Source organism: Nannocystis bainbridge, assembly GCF_028368995.1.
GTDB lineage: Bacteria > Myxococcota_A > Polyangia > Nannocystales > Nannocystaceae > Nannocystis > Nannocystis bainbridge.
This window is the reverse complement of the sequence record NZ_JAQNDL010000002.1, coordinates 1,363,491-1,384,340: the sequence shown is the minus strand read 5'-3', so window position 1 is coordinate 1,384,340 and position 20,850 is coordinate 1,363,491. Positions and strand designations below refer to the sequence as shown.

Annotated in this window: 13 protein-coding genes; 5 read left to right on the top strand and 8 right to left on the bottom strand. The window is 72.5% G+C overall.

What is annotated here, in order from left to right; translation table 11 throughout:
- Positions 1-75: 75 nt before the first annotated feature.
- The 3 genes from POL25_RS23060 (at position 76) to csrA (ending at position 5,399) form a co-directional block, all read left to right on the top strand.
- Positions 76-3,090: a DUF4175 family protein gene (locus POL25_RS23060; RefSeq protein WP_272088299.1), complete on the top strand. Its 3,015-nt coding sequence runs from the start codon at positions 76-78 to the stop codon at positions 3,088-3,090.
- Positions 3,087-4,904, top strand: a complete 1,818-nt coding sequence (locus tag POL25_RS23055; RefSeq protein WP_272088298.1) for a peptidase MA family metallohydrolase — start codon at positions 3,087-3,089, stop codon at positions 4,902-4,904. Before POL25_RS23060 ends, POL25_RS23055 begins: the two co-directional genes overlap by 4 nt.
- A gap of 279 nt (positions 4,905-5,183) precedes the next feature.
- The gene (csrA, locus tag POL25_RS23050) at positions 5,184-5,399 is read left to right on the top strand and encodes a carbon storage regulator CsrA (protein WP_272088297.1); all 216 of its coding nucleotides are present in this window, start codon (positions 5,184-5,186) and stop codon (positions 5,397-5,399) included.
- Positions 5,400-5,692: 293 nt separating this feature from the next.
- Here the strand turns inward: csrA and POL25_RS23045 are convergent, their stop codons facing one another.
- Together POL25_RS23045 and POL25_RS23040 are read right to left on the bottom strand one after the other, a co-directional pair.
- Complete coding sequence (locus POL25_RS23045) at positions 5,693-6,703, bottom strand: hypothetical protein (RefSeq protein ID WP_272088296.1); 1,011 nt, start codon at positions 6,701-6,703, stop codon at positions 5,693-5,695.
- A 453-nt stretch (positions 6,704-7,156) separates the two neighbouring features.
- A complete protein-coding gene (locus POL25_RS23040; protein ID WP_272088295.1) occupies positions 7,157-8,524 on the bottom strand; it encodes an aldehyde dehydrogenase family protein in 1,368 nt (455 codons plus the stop codon).
- A 45-nt stretch (positions 8,525-8,569) separates the two neighbouring features.
- Here POL25_RS23040 and cls point away from each other — a divergent pair, with 45 nt between their 5' ends.
- On the top strand, positions 8,570-10,039 hold the full coding sequence (cls, locus tag POL25_RS23035) for a cardiolipin synthase (RefSeq protein WP_272088294.1): 1,470 nt from the start codon (positions 8,570-8,572) through the stop codon (positions 10,037-10,039).
- 196 nt (positions 10,040-10,235) lie between these two features.
- Here the strand turns inward: cls and POL25_RS23030 are convergent, their stop codons facing one another.
- Complete coding sequence (locus POL25_RS23030) at positions 10,236-10,838, bottom strand: hypothetical protein (RefSeq protein ID WP_272088293.1); 603 nt, start codon at positions 10,836-10,838, stop codon at positions 10,236-10,238.
- A 42-nt stretch (positions 10,839-10,880) separates the two neighbouring features.
- Complete coding sequence (locus tag POL25_RS23025; RefSeq protein ID WP_272088292.1) at positions 10,881-14,825, bottom strand: adenylate/guanylate cyclase domain-containing protein; 3,945 nt, start codon at positions 14,823-14,825, stop codon at positions 10,881-10,883.
- A gap of 234 nt (positions 14,826-15,059) precedes the next feature.
- On the opposite strand from POL25_RS23025, the gene POL25_RS23020 reads away from it, so the two are divergent.
- A complete protein-coding gene (locus tag POL25_RS23020; protein WP_272088291.1) occupies positions 15,060-16,067 on the top strand; it encodes a hypothetical protein in 1,008 nt (335 codons plus the stop codon).
- A 146-nt stretch (positions 16,068-16,213) separates the two neighbouring features.
- Here the strand turns inward: POL25_RS23020 and POL25_RS23015 are convergent, their stop codons facing one another.
- From POL25_RS23015 to secF, 4 genes are all read right to left on the bottom strand, one after another.
- A complete protein-coding gene (locus POL25_RS23015; protein ID WP_272088290.1) occupies positions 16,214-16,678 on the bottom strand; it encodes a hypothetical protein in 465 nt (154 codons plus the stop codon).
- Between the two features lie 19 nt (positions 16,679-16,697).
- Complete coding sequence (locus POL25_RS23010) at positions 16,698-17,594, bottom strand: hypothetical protein (RefSeq protein ID WP_272088289.1); 897 nt, start codon at positions 17,592-17,594, stop codon at positions 16,698-16,700.
- Between the two features lie 32 nt (positions 17,595-17,626).
- Positions 17,627-19,330, bottom strand: coding sequence for a single-stranded-DNA-specific exonuclease RecJ (gene recJ, locus POL25_RS23005; RefSeq protein ID WP_272088288.1), 1,704 nt, complete (start codon positions 19,328-19,330; stop codon positions 17,627-17,629).
- A 103-nt stretch (positions 19,331-19,433) separates the two neighbouring features.
- Complete coding sequence (gene secF, locus POL25_RS23000; protein WP_272088287.1) at positions 19,434-20,849, bottom strand: protein translocase subunit SecF; 1,416 nt, start codon at positions 20,847-20,849, stop codon at positions 19,434-19,436.
- Between the last annotated feature and the right edge of the window lies 1 nt (position 20,850).

The window sequence follows — 20,850 nt, the reverse complement described above, 5'->3', positions numbered from 1 at the left end:
CCGACGCCCCCGCCGGCCCTCATGAACGTCCGTCCCCCGCCTCTGCTCGAGTTTCTGGCAGCCGTTCGCCGGGTCGTGCGACGGCGGGAGCTCGCGGCGGCGGCGCTCCACTGCGTCGCCCTCTTGCTGGCTCTGGCCGTGGTCGCGGCCGGGCTCGCGGGCTGGACCTTGCGTGGCGATCTCGCCGCGGCCGGCTGGCTCGCCGGCGCCGTCGTCACGCTGCTGGCCCTGTTCGGACGCGCGTGGCGTCGGATCCTCGCACTGACTGGGACTCCCCATCGGACGGCGCTTACCATAGCCCAATTCCGCGGGGCGCTCACGCGCCGACCCCGCGAGGCGTCACCTTTTCTGCGCTCCGACAGCTCGCTGCGCCGCGAGATCCTCGGGGCCACCGAACTCCTGCTCGCCGGGCCGGGCGGTCACCTCGGGTCTCAGGACCTCGCCACGGCCTACGTGCGGCAGGTCGAGTGGTCGCTCAGCGAAGCCCGGCCGGACCTCGCGGCGCCGCCCGCCAACCTCCGCGTCCCTGCGCTCACCACCGCGCTGCTGGCCCTGCTCGCGGCCGTGCTCGCGGGTTACCCCGAGTTCGCGCGCGGGCTCGAGCTGATCCGAGCCGCCGAGGACGGGCGCCCGCCGGCCCCGCCCGCGCCGGTCTGGTCCGCCCTCAGCCTCACCCTGCGCTACCCCGAGTACAGCGGCCGGGTGCCGCGTCAGCTCATCAACCCCAGCGGCGCCGTGCGGGCCCTCGCCGGCACCGAGACCGAGGTCGAGCTCGAGACGCGGCGGCCCGCCAGCGCCGTGCACGTAATCCTCAGCTACGACCAGGGGCCGCTGTCCGAGCCGCCCGCGCCCGAGCGCATCGACCTGTCCCGAGAGACAGACGGCAAGTGGCGCGGCCGCTTCGTCGTGCGCGGCGCCGGCAGCTGGCACATCGTCGTCACGCCCGAGGACGGCGACGGGCCGGCCCGGTCCGCCCCGGCTCCGCTCGAGCTCGAGGCCGACGAGCCGCCGGAGATCGAGCTCTTGCCCCTGCCCCGCTCGCAGAGCGCCCCGAGCGAGCTCGACAGCGTCGAGCTGCGCTTCAAGGCCCGCGACGACTTCGGCATCGCCAGCGCGGTGCTCGTGTTCGAGGGCGGCGACAAACAGCCCGTGCGCCTCGATGCCGGCGCTCCGCCGGCCCGCGCCCGCACCTGGCAGCACCGCTACGCCTGGGACCTGTCCTCGCTGCCGGTCGAGGATCGCGGGCGACTCACCTACTGGATCGAGGTCCGCGACAACGACCCCGGTCTCGGCCTCGTGCCGCTCGCCGATCCGCCCGGCAAGGTCGCTCGCTCGGCGAAGATGACCCTGACGATCCGCGATCAGGAGACCGAGCACGCCGAGAACCTCGCCCACCTGGCCGCCCTGCGCGACACCGCCGTCGATCTCCTGGCGCGCCGCATGCTGACCGAAGAGCCAGGTCTGATCCGCGCCGACGATCAGGCCGCGCCCGTCGACGACGGCGATCCCGCGCGTCGCGTCGCCGGCATGCGCGAGCTCCTGGCCGCCTCGGGTGGTTTGCTGGCCGCGATCAGCACCGCGATCGACGCGCTGTCCGTCGACACTCTCGCGCCGCCGCGCGACGTCGCCGTCCTGGTCGGCGTGCACAAGCGGCTGATGGAGCTGCATCGGCGCGAGTCGGCCGAGCACGAGGAGCTCCCCCCGGGCGCCGAGGCCGAGCGTCCCGACGCCGCCGCGCGGATCCTCGGCAAGCTGTCTGCCACCAATCGCCTGCAGCTGACCCAGCTCGAGGACGAGGTCATTCGCCTCGACGACCTGGTCGACAACCAGCTGCTGGCGCAGATCGAGCAGCTGGTGGCCCGCTTGCAGACCTCGCAGCAGAAGCTCGTCGACCTGCTCGAGCGGCTCAAGGCCGGCGACGAGAGCGTGCGCGGCGAAGTCGATCAGCTGCAGCAGCGGATCCGCGAGGACCTGCGCCGACTGTCGGAGGCGCGGTCCAAGCTCGACAAGGAGCTCGGCCAGGAATTCCTCAACACCGACGCCTTCGAGTCGATGGCCGAGCAGCTGCGCCAGCAGGACGTCGGCGAGCAGCTGCGCCAGGGCGACGTCGACGGCGCCCTCGACCGCGCCCGCGGCGTGCTCGACGAGCTCCGCCAGCTGCGCTCCGGCGTCCAGGACCGCATGGCCTCGGGGCCAGGGGCCGCGATGACGCCCGAGGAGCGGGCGCGCATGGAGCTGATGCGAGAGATCAGCCGGATCCAGGACGAGGAGACTGGCCTGCGCGGCGAGAGTCGGTCGCTCCACGAGCAGTGGCGCAAGCAGGCCCAGACCCGCGCCCTCGAACAGACGACCGCCGAGCAGGCCGCCAGGCAGGCCGCCGCGCTCGGCAAGGCGCTCGACGCGATCAACGACGCCCGGCTCGGCCGCGATGGCCGGCGCGCGCTCGAGGACGCCCGCGAGCAGCTGCAGCGCGTGGCCGCCGAGGCCCAGGCGAGCGAGCCCAAGGCCCTCGCCACCGCCGAGGCCGCGCGGGCCGCCGCCCAGGCGCTCGAGCGGGCCGTCGCCGGCGCGGGCGCCGACTCGCAGGAGCGCCGGCAGCTCGGACCGCTGCGCGAGCGCGGCGACGCCCTGCGCAAGCTGCTCGAGGCCCAGCTCCCGACCCCGACCGAAGGCCTCGACGAGGCCGCCCAGGCCCGCTTCGACGGCCTCTCGCAGAAGCAGCAGGGCCTGCGGGCCCGCGCCGCGCAGGTGCTCGAGAGCCCCAACGCCCGCCATCTGCCCGACCCCGGCAAGCAGGCCATGCGCGGCGCCATTTCGGAGATGGAGGGCAGCAGCGGCGCGCTCGGCGAGCGTCGCGGCGGCCCGGCGCTCGAGCGCCAGAGCGGCGCCCTCGGCGGCCTCCAGCGCGCGCTCGACAGCCTGCGCGACAGCTCGTCCGCGCCGCAGACGACCTCTCCTCCCGACGAGGTCTCGACCGAGACCGAGCGCGACCGCTCGCTCCGCGACGAGCTGATGGAGGCGATGAAGGAGCGCGCGCCGGAGGGCTTCCGCGGCTCGGTCGAGCGCTACTACGAGGAGCTCCTGCGATGACGACCCGGCCCACCCTGCCGCGCAGCCTCGCCCTCGCCCTCGCCCTCGTCGGCTGCGGCTCCGGTCCCCAAGGACATGTCGAATCGGACATGTCTAATACCGCAGGTCCTCCAGGACATGTCGATATCGACACGGCCCAAGGGCCAGGCGCCGAAGGACATGGCGGTTCGGCCATGTCCGAACGGTCATCTGGCCCTGCGGTCATGGCCGATGCGACAGGTCCGAAAGACCCTGTCCTCTACGCCATGGCCCCAGCGACAGGCGCTCCGCTCGCGCTCGGATCCGCCGAAGCCTGGGCGGACCTCGCCGAGCGCTTCGACGGGGCGATCAACGCCTGGGACCTCACCGACGCCGCCGAAGCGGTCGCCGCCATGCCGAGCGGCTCGGCGCGCGACGTCAAGGCGGGCGTGCTGGCGTTCCACCGCGCGGCCTACCCCGAGTCCGAGTCGCTGCTGGCGGGCGCGGTCGCCTCCGGGCAGCTGCCGCCGGCCGGGGCGCTGCGCGAGGAGGCCCAGCACTACCTCGACCTCGCGCGCGGGGCCCAGCGGGCGCTCGGCCCGGCCACGCGGCTCGTCAGCCCCGACGGCCAGGTCGAGGTCGTGTTCGCCAACGCCAAGGACGAGCTGATCGCGCCGTACCTGTTCGCGGCCATGGCCGAGGCCCGCCAGGCGTTCGCCGCCGACCTCGGCATCGAGCCCGATCACCCGGTGCGCTTCGAGATCCTCGACGACGCGGTCAAGCTCGCGCTGGTCTCGCCGCTCACGCGCGAGAACGTGTACACGACCGGCACCGTCGGCATCACCAAGTACCGGCGGATCGTCATGGTCTCGCCGCGGGTGATGCTCTACGGCTACGGCTGGATCGACACCGCCGTGCACGAGTACGTGCACTACCTCGTCACCCTCAAGACCCGCAACCGCGCCCCCGTGTGGCTGCAGGAGGGCCTGGCCAAGCTGCTCGAGACGCGCTGGCGCAGCCCCGAGCCGCTGCCGCTCGAGCCGCCCGCGCGCAAGCTGCTGGCCAAGGCGCTGGCGGCCGACGACCTCGTCACGTTCGCCGAGATGTACCCGTCGCTGGCGATGCTGCCGTCGCAGGAGCGGGCCGCCCTCGCCTACGCGCAGGTCCAGACCATGCTCGGTGTGCTCCGCGAGGAGCGCGGCGGCGCCGGCATCGACGAGCTGCTGCGCCGCGTCGCCGCCGGCGAGGACGCCGAGGCCGCGCTGGCGACCGCGTGGGGCGACACCTTCGCGCGCTTCGACGCCCACTGGCGCGAGCTGATGAAGAAGCGCACCGCGGGCAAGCCCGGCGGCGCGCTGCGCAAGCTGCAGTTCCTCGCGCCCGAGCAGCAGGCCGCGGCCGAGGCGGGCGAAGATCTCTCGCTGCTCGGCGACGTGTTCTCGCATCTCGGCGGCGGCGCAGCGCGTCAGCACGCGCGGCTCGGCGTGCTGCTCACGCTCCGCGGACACCTCGGCGCCGCGGCCAAGCAGTACGAGAAAGCTCGGGCCGCCGACGCGCGCGTGCGCGACGACGCCAAGCTCGCGCGGCGCCTCGGCGAGCTCTATCTCCAGCTCGGCAAGGCCGCGCGCGCGGTGCCGCTGCTGCGTCGCGCCGGCGAGGACGATCCGGAGCAGCCGAACCTCGCCGCCGCCGAGGGCCGCGCGTTGCGACTGGTCGGCGACCTCGCGGGCGCTCGCCTCGCGCTCGCGCGAGCGCTGCGCGTGAACCCGTTCATCCCGGCGCTGCACTGCGACCTCGCGCAGGTCGCCACCGATCCAGCCGAGCAAGCGCGCGAACAAGGCCTGTGCCGCGAGTGACGCGCGCGACATGTCGAGCGAACGCGCAGGCGATGCACGATCGACGCGCCGCGGGGCCCTCCGAGTCGGCGTGTTTCTACCTGGTCTTCGGGACAGATCGAGGCCCCGCTCAAAATCGCGCTTCTTGGCGCGATCGGCCGTAATCCGAGCGGAATCAGCCTGTCACGCGCGAAAGAAGCTCTTGCAGAAAACTCGATATTCCTCAATAGCTATCGGGTACGAGGATCGCTTCGGCGTGATACTCATTGGGGTGCACCGGCTCCGCCACGGAGGGTTTCCATGTTGACGCTAACCAGAAAAGTCGGGCAGAAGATCCGGATCGGGGACAACATCGAGATCGTCGTCCGAGAGATCCGCGGGCGTCAGGTTCGCCTCGGCATCTCTGCCCCGCAAGGGCTCCCGGTGTACCGCGAGGAGCTCTACCAGCAGATCGCCCAAGAGGGCGCCAAGGGCTCGCTGGCCGCCGTCCAGGAGCCGCAAGACGGCGAAGAGTGACGCGCGACGCGTCGAGCGGACGCGCTCCGGATCTGGCCTTTCGTACAGGTCCCTGCGAACAGCAAGCAGTCTCGCTCGTCGCCCACCTGCCGAGCCAAGCCCCCGCACCGCGGAGAGAGGCGGCTCGCAGGCGCTGTCCTTCGTGACCGGCCGTGAAGGCTGTCCTTCGAGCCAGGTCGATCCGTCGCCGAACCGCGCGGCGCGTCTTCCTCCCGACATGACCTTTCGGTCACGTCGTCAGAAAATCTGCCACTGACCGCTCCGACGGGGCGCCGAGCAACCTGTCCCCGGGGTCATGCCTCGAAGGCCAGCAGCGTCCACTCCCCGCCGAGCTGCGCCGCATGGACCACGCGGACGGCCGACAGCCACGCCTCGGCCCGGTCACTCGCTGCCACGCCGAGGGCGATCCGTCGCGCTCCCGCGGGCGAGGTCGCCTGCGTCTCGACGAGCACGCGCCTGCCCTCCTCGACCCGGCGCAACAGCCACGGCAGCCACGGGCTCGGATCTTCGAGGCGGACCACCAGCGCCACGCCGTCAGGCAACGCCGCGATTTCGCCATGCACACGATCGGGCGCGTCGCGCTCGCCGATGATCCGCAGCGGCCAGCCGAGCGCTCGCGCCAGCGGGTCGGCCCCGCCCTCGACGCGGTGCAAGAACGCGAGCGTGCCGCTCGGGATCGCCAGCGCCATCGCATCGAGGTCTTCGCGGCGACCCGCGTCGCGCAGCGTCGAGGGCGGCGCATTGCGGCGGCGCGGCGACTCGGCGCGCCCGTTCCAGCCGGTGCCCGCGATCCGTCGCGGCCAGCCCACGCGCGGCTCTGCCTCGACCGCGAGCGGCCGCAACGCCGCCAGGCGCACGCCGGCGCGCTCCTCCTGCCCGTCGTCGTCGATCTGGATCTCGATGTCGAGCTCGGCCGGTCCGGACGTGTGACGCCGCGGCTGTCGCAGCGCCTCGGGCTCGGGCTCGTCGAGGGCGATGTTGACGCTGTCGCCCGGCTCGAACCCGTCGACGCCGGGCCGCGCGCGCACCGAGGTCATCTCGAGCGCTGTCTCTCCGACCAGGTGCCACATGACCTGATCGACCACCAGGTCGAACTTGACCGACTCGCCCAGCGCGAGGTCGGCCTGTTGCTCGCACGAGAGCACCTCGACCAGCGCGTCGAACACGACCTCGCCTGACAACGCCTTGCCCAGCGTCGCACCGCCCTGCGTGTGCATGAGCCGCAGCGGCTGGTCGGTCTCGATCACGACCTCGCCGGGTCGGCTGGTGGCCGCCTCGGCGAGCAGGCTGGAGAGCAGGCCCACGACCGAACCATAACAAATGCGCGCGGGCGCCAGGAGGCCCCATCCGATCGGTGCGGCTCGCGCAAGGCGGACGCGCTGCGAGGCCGGCTCCTCGCCCCGCGTCTGCACCCCCCCGCCATCACGCGACACCGACGCGGGAGCCCTCGCGCCGGCGTCTCGCAAGCCCGTAGGCCCGAGCGGCCCTGCCCCTGTCGACGCGAAAGCCCCGAGATCCGTCGCTTCGGGGCCCATGGGCGTCACGTCGTTGAAGCTGCAACGACGTGGCGACCTCGGAGGCGCGACGCTTCTCGCGTAGCAACCACGTAGACTCGCCGCGCGACGGCCGCCGCGCAGATCCTCGCGCCGTGGCCTGCGGGATCTGCAACCGCGGGGCCACGCTATCCCCGCGACCTCGCGGACGTGCGGCCTCGCGGCGTTGCAACCCGAGAGGCTCGACCGTGCGCCCCCTCGTCCCTACGCGCGCCGGGCCTGCGACTGCGGCTGCAGGAAGTGGCGCATGCCGGCCACGCTGCGCGTGTAGCCGAGGCCCGACATCTTCCAGCCCACCCATGGACCGCCAGCCGCGGTCGACAGCCCGCGGTTGACGCCCACCATGCCTGCCTCGATGCGGTCAGCGACCGCGTCGAGCTCCGGCCCCGGAGCGCCCCACACGCTCGCGCCGAGCCCGTAGCGGGTGTCGTTGGCCAGCTGCACCGCCTCGTCGACGTCGCGCGCGACCTGGATCGCCACCACGGGCCCGAACGTCTCGTCCTTGACCAGCGTCATCTCCGGCTTGAGATCGGTGACCACCGTCGGTGTCAGGTAGTAACCCGGCTCCTGCGCCTGCCCCTCGACCACGAACGTCGCCCCGTGACGGCGCGCGTCGGCCAGCTGCTCGAGCACCAGCTCGCGCTGACGCGCGCTCGCCATCGGGCCCATCGCGGTCGCCTCGTCGCGCGGATCGCCGGGCTTCACCGCGCGCGCCAGCTCGGCCACGCGGCGGGTGAACTCGGCCGCGACGTCGGCGTGCACGATGATGCGCTCGACGCTGACGCACACCTGCCCCGCGTTGCGCAGCGCCTCGTCGGCGGCGTGGCGGGCCGCGGCCTGCAGATCGGCGCCCGGCAGCACCAGCATCGGATCCTTGCCGCCGAGCTCGAGCACCAGCCGCTTCATCGTCGTCGCCGCCTCGCGCATGATCGCCTGGCCGGTGGCGATCGAGCCGGTGAACGCGATCATGTCGACGTCGCTGGCCACCAGCGCGGCCCCGACCGCACCTGCCCCTTGGACCAGGCCGACCAGTCCCTCGGGCAAGGTCTCGGCGTACAGGCGGTGCAGCAGCGCGCCGGTGTGCGGCGTGTACTCCGACGGCTTGAACACCGCCGCGTTGCCGGTGAGCAGCGCCGACAGCAGGAGGTTGCTCGGCGTCGCCACCGGATAATTCCACGGGGCGATCACTCCCACCACCCCGAGCGGACGCCAGCGCACGCGCATGCGGATCCCGTTCTCGACCCCGTCGTCGTCGGCGAGCGCCTGATCGGCGGCGCTGATGAACGACTCGACGCGGGCGGCGATGCTGCGCGCCTCGGACCTGGCCTCGCGGATCGGCTTGCCCATCTCCTCGCTGATCGAGCGGCCCAGCGCATCGGCGTGGTCACCGATGGCCTGCGCGAGCGCACGGATCTGGCGCGCGCGCGCGTCGGCGGCGGTGGCAACCCAGGCGCGCTGGGCCGTGCGGGCGCGGGCCACGGCCTCGCGGACGCCATCGGGCGTGGTGCAGTCGACCGGCTCGAGCGGCTGGCCGGTGGCCGGATTGTGCGGGACGAGGCGCTCCAGGGACATCGGTGTAACTATAGCTGCCGCCCGTCGCGCTACACTTGTCGCCCGTTGCCTGAAGTCTTCACCGAGCTCTGGTTCATCCAGCTCGCCACCGTCCTCTACGTGATCGGCATCACGGCGCTGGTCCTGCTGGAGCGACGACGTCCGAGCGCCGCGCTCGCGTGGTTGCTCGCGCTGATCTTCCTGCCGCTGTTCGGGCTGTGCCTCTACGTCTTGCTCGGGCGCGCCGGCGTGCGACGGCGGCGGCGATTGCGAGCGCGACGCAGCATCAACCCTACCGACGTCACGCGCGGGCTGCTCCCGCTCGAGACCCCGCTCGAGGAGCTCGAGCAGCCGCTGCGCGGCCTCGTCGCGCTCGCGCTCAACAGCTCGGCGGCGCCGCTGCGGCGGGCCGACCGCGTCGAGCTGCTGGCCGATCCGACCGGGGCGTTCGCGGCGATGGAGGCCGCGATCGCCGGCGCCACCCGGCAGATCCACATCGCCTCGTACATCTGGCGCGACGACGACACCGGTCGGCGCTGGATCGACCTGTTGTGCGAGCGCGCGCGCGCCGGGGTCGAGGTGCGGCTGCTCTACGACGAGTTCGGCTGCCTCGGCACCCCGCGCGAGCTGTTCGAGCGCGTGGTCGCGGCCGGCGGGCAGGTCCTCACCTTCGGCGCGGTGCGCCTGCGCTACCGCCCGCTGATGATCAACTTCCGCAACCACCGCAAGATCGTCATCGTCGACGGCGACCTCGGCTTCACCGGCGGTCTCAACGTCGGCGACGAGTACCTCGGGCGCGGGCTCGGGGCGCGGCCGTGGTCGGACCTCCAGGTGCGGATCACCGGCGACGCCGTGGTCGGCCTGCAGGCCATCTTCCTCGAGGACTGGCTGGCCGCCCACTCCGACGACCACGCCGAGGATCCCGCGTTCGCGCGCCAGCTGGCCGACCTGCTCGCGCGGCCGTCGGGCCACTCGTGCGGGCCGATGCTGCAGATCGTCCCGAGCGGCCCCGACCTCCCGTTCATCGACGCGATCGCGGCCCAGCTCACCGCCGCGATCGCCTCGGCGCAGGAGCGCTGCTGGATCGCCACCCCCTACTTCGTGCCCGACGAGCCGCTGTCGCTCGCGCTCAAGACCGCCGCCCTGCGCGGCTGCGACCTGCGCCTGCTCGTGCCCCTGCCGCGCAACAACGACTCGAGCCTCGTCAGCCTCGCCGGCGCCAGCTACTACGACGAGCTGCTGGCCGCCGGCTGCCGGATCTACGAGTACCTGCCCGGCATGCTGCACGCCAAGTACCTGCTGGTCGACGACCGGGTGGCCGCGATCGGCTCGGCCAACATGGACGTGCGCAGCTTCTACCTCAACTACGAGGTCACCGCGATGTTCTACGACCGCAGGGTCACGCTCGACCTCGCCGAGGTGTTCACCCGCGAGCTGGCCAAATCGCTCGAGGTGCGGCCCGAGACCCGCAAGTCGCTGTCGCTGCCGCGGCGCCTCGGCGAGGGCTTCGCCCGCCTGCTGTCGCCCCTGCTGTGATCGACATGGTCATGGGGTCATGCCCCCAAGGACATGTCCATCCATACATGGACCCAAGGACATGAGCTTCGGGACAAGTGCTGAAGGACATGTCCTCGCAGACACACCCAGTATATGTATCTTCGGACATGTACCGACATACATGTCCTGAAGCGCATGCCTTCTCGGACATGCCCCTCACGACATGTCCCGAGCGTCAGTTCGGCGCCTCGACCCCGAGCTCGCGCATGTTCTTCTCGAGCTCGCCGCGCAGCTGGTCCGGGGTCATGCCGAGCTTCTGGGCCGCGCTGTCGAGCGCGTACGTGAACTTGCCGATCTTGACCCGCGCGCTCGGGCCCATCGTCACCCGGCCGTCCTTGACGATCGGCGACGGGTCCTCGACGCCGATGTACACGTCGCGCTCGGTCAGCGACGGGAAGGACTGGCGGGCGCGCTCGAACAGGCCCTGCTGGTCGCCGCTCAGCTTGTCTTGCGGCAGCTTGCGCAGGTCGGCGACCACCCCGGCCTCGAGCCGGCCGTCCTCGAAGGTCGCGCGCGAGGCCTTGATCACCTCCTTGACCTCCGGGCTCGAGCGGGCCGCCTTGCGGTGGAAGTTACGCAGCTCCTTGCGGCCGGCCTGGCCCTCCGCGGGCTGCCACTGCAGCTTGCCGCCGGCGTCCTCGGCCGCCGCGGGCGCGCCCTCCTGCGCCAGCTCGGTGTACCAGTCCGGCAGCGCCGTGACCTGCAGCCACAGATAGGTGACGACGCCGCCGACCAGCAGCAGCACCACCAACAGGACGATCGCCAGCTTCTTCCACATGGCGGCGCAACCATAACAGATGCCGCCGCCGCGGCCCGGACCTCAGCCGCCGGCCGCCGCCGCCGCCAGCGCCGCCAGCAGCACGTCGTCGACCTTGTCGACCAGATCGTCGTGCAGCGCCCGCAGGCGGGCCCGCGTCGCAGGATCGTCGGGGAACAGGCGAGCCATGCTGAGGCCGGCCCGCAGCTCGAGCGCGCGCGCCCCCTGCTCGCGCGCGAGCGCCAGCGCCTCGTGCAGCAGCTGCGCGGCCTCCTCGGTGTCGCCGACGGCGAACGCGACCTCGGCCCGCTGACGCATGAGCTCGGCCTCCCACCAGCGCGCCCCGCTGAGCCGCGACGACTCCATCGCCTCGGCGATCACGCTCAGGCCCTCGTCGATCCGGCCGGCCCGCACGCACAGGTCCGCGAAGATCGAGAACGTCCACGGCATGAACATGCCCATGCCGGCCGCCTGCAGCTCGATGAGCGCCTGCCGCAGCAGGTCGAGGCCCTCGTCGTGCTGGCCGAGCTCGGCCATCGCCCACGCCCGGATCGCGTCGGCGAAGCTGACCCACGCGCCGAGCGTGGCCTCGGCCTTGAGCTGATAGACCTGATCGGCGTGGGTGCGGGCGCCGTCGACGTCGCGCAGGATCTGGCGCAGGATCGCCGCGGTCACCAGCGCGAACGTGGTCGAGAAGCCGTGGCCGAGCTCGCGGGCCAGCGCCACCGACACGCGGCTGCGCTCGAGCGCCTCGGCGGTGCGGCCGAGCATCCACAGCGTCAGCGACAGGATCGCCAGGGCCGCGATCCGTGGGTCGTGGATGTAGAGGTGGCCGAGGTTGCGATCGAAGTCGGGGGCGTAGAGGACGACCGAGCGCTCGAGGTGGGCGCGCGAGCGTTCGAAGTCCCCCTGGTGGAACAGCTGGGTGCCGAGGGCGCGGTGCGACACCAGCAGCGGCACGCGCTGGCGCCGACGCTCGGCGAACACCAGCATCTGCTCGGCGAGCTCGCGGGCCACGTCGAGCTGGGCGCGGACGACGTAGTGCTGCCACAGCCCGAACAGCACCGGGAACAGGTGGCGCGTGTCGCCGACCTCGCGGCACAGCTCGCGGGCGCGGGCGAACGTCTGCTCGACCTCGTCGGAGCCGAACCCGAGCGTCGCCACCTGGGCGTTGCCGAGGCCGATCTGCAGCCCGATCTCCTGCTCGACCCGCTCGGGGCTCTCGGGCAGGTGGCGCTGCAGCTCGATCGCGTGGCTGTAGTGCTGCACGGCCTCCTGGCCGGCGTCGTTGCGGATCGCCTGATCGCCGGCGCGCTGCAGGTAGAGCACCGCGCGGCCGATCAGCTCCGGGCTCGGCCGCCCGCCGCCGGGCACCAGCGCCGACGAGGCGACCACGCGGTACCAGTGGTGCGCGAGCAGCGGGTAGTACAGCTCGAGCTTGCTGCCGTGCGCGCGCTCGAAGTGCTCGGCGACCGCCTGGTGGAACTGCTGGCGCTGGGCGAACGGCAGCAGGCCGTAGGCGACCTCCTGCGTCAGCGCGTGCTTGAACAGGAAGGTGCCCTCGGCCGCGTTCGGCTTGGGCACCAGGAGCCCGCGCCGCTCGAGCGCCTGCAGGTACTCCGGCAGCTGGGCCTTGTCGGCCTCGATCGGGTAGATGGCGCGCAGGAGGCTCAGCGAGAACACGCGCCCGAGCACCGCGCCGACCTTGAGCACCAGCTGATGCTGCTGCTGCAGGCGATCGATGCGGCTGATGATCACCGCCTCGAGGTTGTCGGGGAACTTGGCGGTCCGCAGGTCACCTGCCTCATGGGACAGCAGACACTCGCCGTTCCAGATGGTGATGAAGCCGGCGTCGCGCAGCGCCGAGGCCAGCTCCTCGGAGAAGAACGGGTGGCCCTCGGCGCGCTCGTAGATGAAGCTGGCGACCTCGGACGGCAGCCGCGACACGCCGAGCCGGCGGCACACCAGGTTCTCGGTCTCGGCCAGCGACAGCGGCTGCAGCTGCAGGTGGTAGGTGCCCTGATCGGCGAGGATCTGGCGCAGCTCGGCGGCGGCGGTGTCGTTGTCGACCGGGCCGGTGACGATCACGCACAGCAGCGGCTGGACCTCCTCGCGCACCTCGGTCAGCAGCGCCCACGAGGCCGAGTCGAACCGCTGGGCGTCCTCCAGCAGCAGCACCGCCGGGTGGGCCTTGAGGTAGGCGAGCAGGATCTGGACCAGCAGCATGCGGGTCTGCTCGGCGCGCGCGCGGCCCTGCAGCGGCGCGGTGCGGTCGTTGTCGACGGCGTCGATCGGCAGCACCGCGCCGAGCAGCGGCGCCCGCGACACCGCGGCCGGCACCAGCCGCCGCAGCCCCGAGACCACGCGCTGCCACGGATCGGGGCCCTGGCCGCCGTCTGTCCCTTGGTTCAGGCCGAAGATCGCCGCGAAGATCGGCATCCACGCGTGGTATGGGCCGGCCGCCTCGCTGATCTCGCGCGCGCCGAGCAGGCGCGTCGCCCCCGCGGCCTCGGCCTGGTCGAGCAGGTCGTCGGCCAGGCGCGTCTTGCCGAGCCCGGCTTCGCCCTCGACCACGATCGTCGCGCTGTTGCCTCGCAGCACCTCGTGCAGGCCGTTGATCAGCACGCCGCGCTCGCGCATGCGGCCGACCAGCGACGCCCTGGGGCCGCCCGCGGTCGGCAGCGGGCCCGAGACGGCGCGCTCCTTCTGGCTGCGCCCCGGCAGCCGCGCGCTCGCCGGGGTGTAGATCGAGATCGTGCCCTCTTTGCCCTTCACCGAGATCGCCGGCAGGCCCTCGAACAGGAACTGCCCGCGGGTGGCGACGAAGGTGTAGTGGTCACACAACACCGACTTGCCGTCGCCGGCCTGCATCAGCCGCGCGGCCAGGTTGACCACGTCGCCGAGGACCGTGTACTCGCAACGTTCGGCGCTGCCGACGGTGCCGCAGAAGGCCCGGCCCGAGGCGATCCCGCAGTTGGTGCGCCAGCCGAGCCGCTTGTGGAGCTCGCGGACCTGCTGCGCCGCCTCGATGGCGCGCCCCGGGTCGTCCTCGTGGGCGAGCGGCGGCAGGCCGAACGCGACCAGCACCGTGGTGCCGTGATCGTCGACGCTGAGGTGGCCGATCGTGCCCTCCCACGTCTCGACGATCTGCTGCACCGCGATCATGACCTCCTGCGCCTCCATGAGCGGCGTCTGGTGCTTGAGGTCGGGGAAGTTGATGAAGAGGATGCTGAGCCGCCGCAGCTCGGCGAGGAAGCTGCTCTGCCCGGCCGACAGGCGGGCGATCACCGCCGGCGGCACGTAACCCCGCAGCGCCTGCTCGGCGACGTCGGGCAGCAGCGGCCGCACCAGCGGCGACGGCACCACCGGCTCGCGCAGGCTCGTCACGCGCCCGAAGCCGTGCTCGCCACGGGCCTCGCCGTCGGTGCGGCCGGCCAGCATCGTCCACACGCGCCGATCGATCACAACCTCGCCCGGCCGCGCCAGCGCCTCGGCCCGCCGCACCGCCTCGATCGCGGGGCCGACGAGCACCAGCTCCCAGCGGCCGCCGAGGCCGCCGACGTGGACCAGCGCGATCCGTCCGGCGGCCACGCCGATCCGCAGCGACAGCTCGATGCCGTCGTCGATCTGGCACGCGTGCAGGGCGGCCTGGATCGCCAGCCCGCACGCGACCGCGGCCTCGGCCGCGCGGGCCGACGCGCCCTCGGCGACCCACACCGCCGTGAGCGCGTCGCCGGCGAACTTGACGACGTCGCCGCCGTGCGCCGCGGTGATGTCGATGAGCCGACCGAAGTACGTGTTGAGGCCTGCGGCCACCTTCTCGACGCCCGCGGGCCCTTGCTTGGCGAGCGCCTCGGTCAGGGACGTGAAGCCGGAGACGTCGGCGCAGAGGACTGCGGCGGCTACGATCTCGGCTTGCGGCTGGTGCAGCGGACGCGGATCGACCGAGAGCCGCCGCGTAACGATTGCCGGGATGTAGCTCGCCAGCGCTTTGAACAGCTCGGGCAAGGTCGGGCGGCATCGTACCAAAGCCGCTCGCCTCCGGCGCGCCTGCCTCGCGGATTGCGTCTCCCGGATCTCGACCGCGAAACCGGCGCTCGGAGCCGGCCGGCGGGACCCGCGGTGCGGGGCCACCCTCGAGCTCACATGCGCCAAAGTGCGAGGGCGGGCTGGTCCTTGTGTATTCTGCAGAGGATGCTCGGCGCGTCCAGGCCCACCCCGACCCTCGTCAGGCTCTCGCTCGTGCTCACCGCCGCTGCGCACCTGGGCGCGTGCGCGGGTGGAGATCCGGGGGTCGGCTCGACCAATCCGTTCGAGAGCCAGGGCAACAGCAACAGCATGAGCGGGACCACCCAGCCCGGCAGCGACACGGATTCGACCCCGACCGTCGGCGGCAGCATGACCGACTCGGACACGAGCACCCCGACCGGCCCGGGGCCGGGCTCCGACTCCGACCCGACCGGCAGCGATCCCACCGGCGGTCCGACCACGGCCGGCACCACCACCCTGCCCGACCCGGACTGCGTCGACGACGACGGCGATCTCCACGGCGAGGGCTGCAACGCCGGCCCCGACTGCGACGACACCAGCTTCAACTCGTGGCAGAGCTGCGGCACCTGCGTCGACCAGGACGGCGACGGCTTCTGGGTCGGCTGCGATCAGTACGGCCCCGACGAGCCCGGCCCCGACTGCGACGACGCCAACCCCGACGCCTCCGACGGCTCGGATTGCGAGTGCGCGGTCACGCCCGACGCCAAGGCCTCGGACACCTGCGCCGAGGGCATGGCCGGCGCTCTCGGGGTGATCGCCGAGGGCGGCGTCGTCCCCCCGATCAAGGGCTCGATCACCGGGATCGACAACGGCCCCGGCAACGGCCAGGAGGACTGGTACTGGGTCGAGTTCCCCGAGGCCATGGCGATGGGCAACCGGCCCAACGCCGGCAAGATCGCCGCCACCTTCGCGGTCAACCCGGGCGACCCCACCAGCCCCGACTACCGCTTCGAGGTCTACACCGCCTGCAACAAGCCGGCCTTCGAGGGCCTGGCCGCGACCTACGGCCCCGGCACCCCGCCGGCCCGCGAGTGGGAGTTCTTCGACGCCCACTCCCCGCCGAACCCCAACCCCAACCCCAACCCCAACTACCTCAACAACGTGCCCTGGCCGGCCAAGGTGTTCATCCGGGTGATCCGCGTCGCCAACGACCAATCGTGCAGCGAGTACACGCTGCAGGTCTCGCGCCTGCCGACCTGAGCCGGCCGGCTCGTTCTGCCGCTTGTCCTCGGGGACCTGTCCTCAGGAACCTGCCCCGAAGGACCTGTCCGCTCGCCCCTGTCCCTGAGGGCCTGCCCACAAGGACATGTCCCTGCGACCAGCGCCTCCGGGGCTCCGCCCGCGGCTCAGCGCGGCCGCGGCAGCGCGCGGGCCAGGCGGGCGTACAGGCGGGCGGCGCCCTGCCAGGCGATCGGGCACAGGTCGTAGGTCTCGCCGTTCTTGAGCGCGACCACGAAGGTGTCGCGCTCGCCGGGCGGGCGCGGCTCGACGTAGATGCGGGCGATCTCGCGGACCGGCAGGCGGACCCGGCGGCCGCGCTCGCGGATCGTCAAGGTGCGGCCGAACAGGTACGGCGCGCGCGGCAGGACGGTGCGGACCAGGTTGCCGACCCACTGGTTCAGCCACAGCAGCACGACGATCAGGCCCACGCGGATGATCCAGCTGCGGCCGTCGACCGCGGCCACCCACGCCTCGGGCAGGCGCGCCAGCAGCACCGCGACCGACGCCGCGAGGAACACCAGGCCGACGAGGAAGTCGCTGAGCTTCCCGGTCCAGTCTTCGGGCCGGGCGGCGCGGAGGCGGATGAACACGATCGACCCCGGGGCGGCGCTACGAGGCCACGTCGAGCTTGTAGGACCCGCCCACCACGTCGTTCTGATCGACGACGATGAAGTAGACCCCGGGCGTGAAATCCCAGGTCAGCGAGAAGTTGGAGGTGCCCTGCTCCGCCATCGACGTGCAGGTCAGCTCGGTCGAGCCGCCGCAGCCGGTGCGGACGCTGAGCACCGGCGCGAACGAGGCGTCGGCGGTGATGGAGAAGGTGATCGAGCCCGGCGTGAACACGTTGAGCTGGAACATGTTCTCTGCGCCAGGTCCGCCGCAGCGGCCGTCGACCGTGCCGGCGCGCCCGCCGAGATCGTTACTCCACGTGAAGAAGCCGCCGATCTCCTGGTTGATCTGGGTCGAGTGGACCGGGCAGCCCTCGACCGGCGGCGCGGTGTACACGACCTGCATCGCGTAGTGACCGTCGGTGCCCTCGGGCGAGTCGACGGTGACGAAGTACTCGTGCCCCGCCTGGGCGAAGAAGTGGCGGAACGGGACATCGCCGTAGGGCGCGGCGCACACCCGCGGCAGGTTGTCGTCGTCCATGTAGCAGCCGTCGCGCGTGACCCGGAGCGTCGGCGTGAAGTCGGTGCTCGGCTGCATCAACAGCAGCACGTCGGTGTCGGCCGCGGGCGTGATGAGGTAGGTGTCCTCGGCGCCGCCGTCGTTGATGCCGTCGCCGCACCAACCCTCGACGCGGCTCGGCCCCTGCAGTCGCCCGCGCACCTCGATGTTGGCGAGCGGCAGCGCGATCGGGTTGTCGCAGCCGCCCTCGCGCGGATCGATCGGCGTCACGCCCGTGCCGCCCTCGGTGTCCTCGCTGATCGGGCCGCTCCGCGCTCCGCAGGCGAGGATCAGGCCAGCCGCGAGAGCCGTCACGCCAGGGGACCGAAACGCCGTCATCCCACGAGTGTAGCGCCGAGGGGATCGGGGCGTCAAAACCCGCGCGCCGGCCACATCGACTCGACCATCAACTGGAGCCGCACCCGGCCGCGAAAGCTGGAGCGCAGCGGCACGAACAAAAAGGCCACGCGCTCGCCCGGCGCGAGCTTCGGGTGGGCGGCGGCCTGGCCGAAAGCGATGGCCTCGAAGCCGAGCCGGCCCTGCCGCAGGCCCAGCGACAGGTGCCGGCCCTTCAGCACCCGCACCCGCTCGATCACCGCGTCCTCGCAGAGAAACCGCGGCGGCGCGAACCCGACCCCGTACGGCGCGAGATGCTCCAGGTCGGCCAGGAGCGGCTCGTCGATGGCCTCGAACGGCAACTCCCCGTCGTGCTCGACCGCCGGCTCGCCGAGCTGCCGCTCGCGGATCTGGTCGGCCACCGCCGCGTCGAAGGCCTCGACGAGCGCGGGGATCTGGGCCGGATCGAGGCTCACCCCGGCGGCCGCCCGGTGGCCGCCGAACCGCCGCAGGTATGGCGCACAGACGCGCAGCGCCGCGTGCACGTCGATGTCGCCGGCCGTGCGCGCCGAGCCGCGGGCCTCGCCGCGCGCGCGGTCGACCGCCAGCACCAGCGCCGGCCGCCGGTACTGCGACACCACCCCGGCGGCGGCGATGCCGACGATGCCGTGCAGCCACGACTCGCCGGCGACGACGATCCCGCGCCGGCTCGGGGTGCGCGGGTCGGCCGCCAGCATCGCCAGCGCCTCGCTGACGATCGTGTCCTGGTGCTCGCGGCGGTGGATGTTGAAGTTCTCGACCCGCTCGGCCATCGCCCGCGCCTCGACCGAGCTGCGCGCGCGCAGCAGCAGCAGCGACGGCTCGGCCGGCCCGAGCCGCCCGGGCGCGTTGAGCCGCGGCCCGAGGCGGAAACCGAGGTGCGTCTCGTCGATCGGGTCGTCCTCGCCGACGCCGGCCTGCTCGAGCAGCGCCCGCACGCCGGGCCGCCGCCGCGACGCGATCACGCCGAGCCCGTGGCGCACGAGGATCCGGTTCTCGTCGACCAGCGGGACCATGTCGCAGATCGTGCCGAGCGCGACGAGGTCGAGCCACGCGCGCGGGTCGGGCAGCGCGCTGCCGGTCTTCTTGGCCATCGCGCTGCGCAGCGACGCGCACAGATAGAACGCCACGCCGGCGCTGCACAGGCCCTTGAACGGGAAGCCGCAGCCGGGCTGGTGCGGGTTCAGCAGCGCCCGCGCCGGCGGCATGCGCTCGGGCACCTGGTGATGGTCGATCACCGCGGTCGGGATGCCCTGTCCTTCGAGCCAGGCGAGCGCGTCGAAATCGGAGGTCCCGCAGTCGCCGGTCAGCACGACCTGGGCCCCGGCCTCGCGCAGCGCCCGGGCGTCGGCGACCTGCAGCCCGTAGCCGCCCTCGCGCGAGGCCGCGCGCGCGACCACGTCGATGCCGAGCGCCTCGAGGTAGGTGGTGAGGATCGCCGTCGTCGTCACCCCGTCGACGTCGTAGTCGCCGAACACCCCGATCCGCAGGCGCTTCTGCTGCGCCGTCTGCAGCAGATCGAGCGCGGACTCGAACCCGGCCATGGCGGTCGGCGCCCGCAGATCGGCCAGGCGCGGCCGCAGCAGCCGGGCTTGCGCCTCGGGGCTGGTGACGCCGCGGCGCTGCATCAGCGCGACCGCGTGCGGCCCGACCCCGAGCGCGCCGGACCGGTCGCGCAGCTCACCTGTCTCCGAGGACATGCCCCGAAGGACAAGTGGCGGTGGGGCCGGCCGGGGCGCGTCGACCGGCGCCGCCGGGGGCTTCGTCAGCGAAAGCCGCGAGCTCATGCGGAGCTCGCGGAGCTCAGCTCTGCGGCCGCTGGCGGCGGCGGCGGCGGCTGGCCTTGGCCGGTTCGTCGTCCTCCGCACCCACGCCTTGCCCCTTGCCCGCGTCGCCCTCGGCGCCGCTCGTCTGGCCCCCGGCCTTGGCGGCCGCCTCGGCCCGCAGGTCCCCGACCGCGCGCCCGGTGGCCTCGTCGATCTCGGCGTTGTCCGCCGCCAGCACCGTGCCCGCGTCGACCGTCGCCGCCGCGTCATCGGCGGTCAGCAGGTGGCCCTCGCCGCCGTAGAAGCGGCGGTTGACCCACAAGAAGATCGGGCAGGCGATGAACAGCGACGAGTACGTGCCGACGACGATGCCGATCATCAGCGCGAACGCGAAGTCCTTGATCGTGCCGGAGCCGAGGGCCCAGGTCGCCAGCACCACCAGCAGCGTCGTGCCGGAGGTGAGGATCGTGCGGCTCAGGGTCTCGTTGAGCGCGATGTCGGTGGTCTCCTCGATCGGCGTGTCGCGGCTCAGCGCCACGCGCTCGCGGACGCGGTCGAACACGACGATGGTGTCGTTGATCGAGTAGCCGACGATCGTCAGCAGCGCGGCGATGGTCTGGAGGTTGAACTCCTTCCACGTCAGCGCGAACGCCCCGACCGTGATGAACGCGTCGTGCGCGAGGGCGACGATGCCGCCCGGCGCGAAGCGCAGGTCGAAGCGCAGCATCACGTAGAGGAAGATGAAGCCGAGCGCGTACAGCAGCGACTTGACGCCGTCGGCCTTGAGCTGGCTGCCGACCTTGGCGCCGACCGTCTCGGACGAGACGATCGCGGTGACCGTGCCGGCGCCGAGCCTCTGATTGAGCTCGTCCTGGATCTTGGAGCCGATGCCGATGAGGCTGAGCTCGACCGGGAACTCGTCCTGCTTGCCGGTGCCCTTGTCGACCTTGCCGTCGCAGCCGGCCTTGGCGAGCAGCGCCTCGAGCTCGCTGTAGACCGGGGCCGACTCGAACACGAAGAACATCTTGCTCGCGCCCTCCTGGTACGACATCGGGCGCTTGAGCTTGGCCTTGGGGTAGGCGTTGACGGCCTCCTCGCAGCCCTTGGCGGTGGCCATGTCGATCGAGGCCACGTCCTTGACGTGGACGATGACCTGGTTGTCCGCGTCGGGGACGGTGACGGCCGAGGCGCTCTCGAAGCCGGCGGCGTCGAGGGCCTCGCGGACGTCCTGGATCGGGACGTCCTTGCCCGGCGCGAGCTGCAGGCGGGCCGAGGAGCCGCCGGCGAAGTCGATGCCGAAATTCAGCGCCGCCCCGCGGCTGCTGAAGTTGTAGGCCATCGTCGCGATGCTGATGACCATCAGCACGAACGACAACGCGATGAAGTACTTCGCCGTCTTGACGAAGGGGAACCGCGTGCCTGGCGGAATGAGCTCGAAGAACTTCTGCGCCATG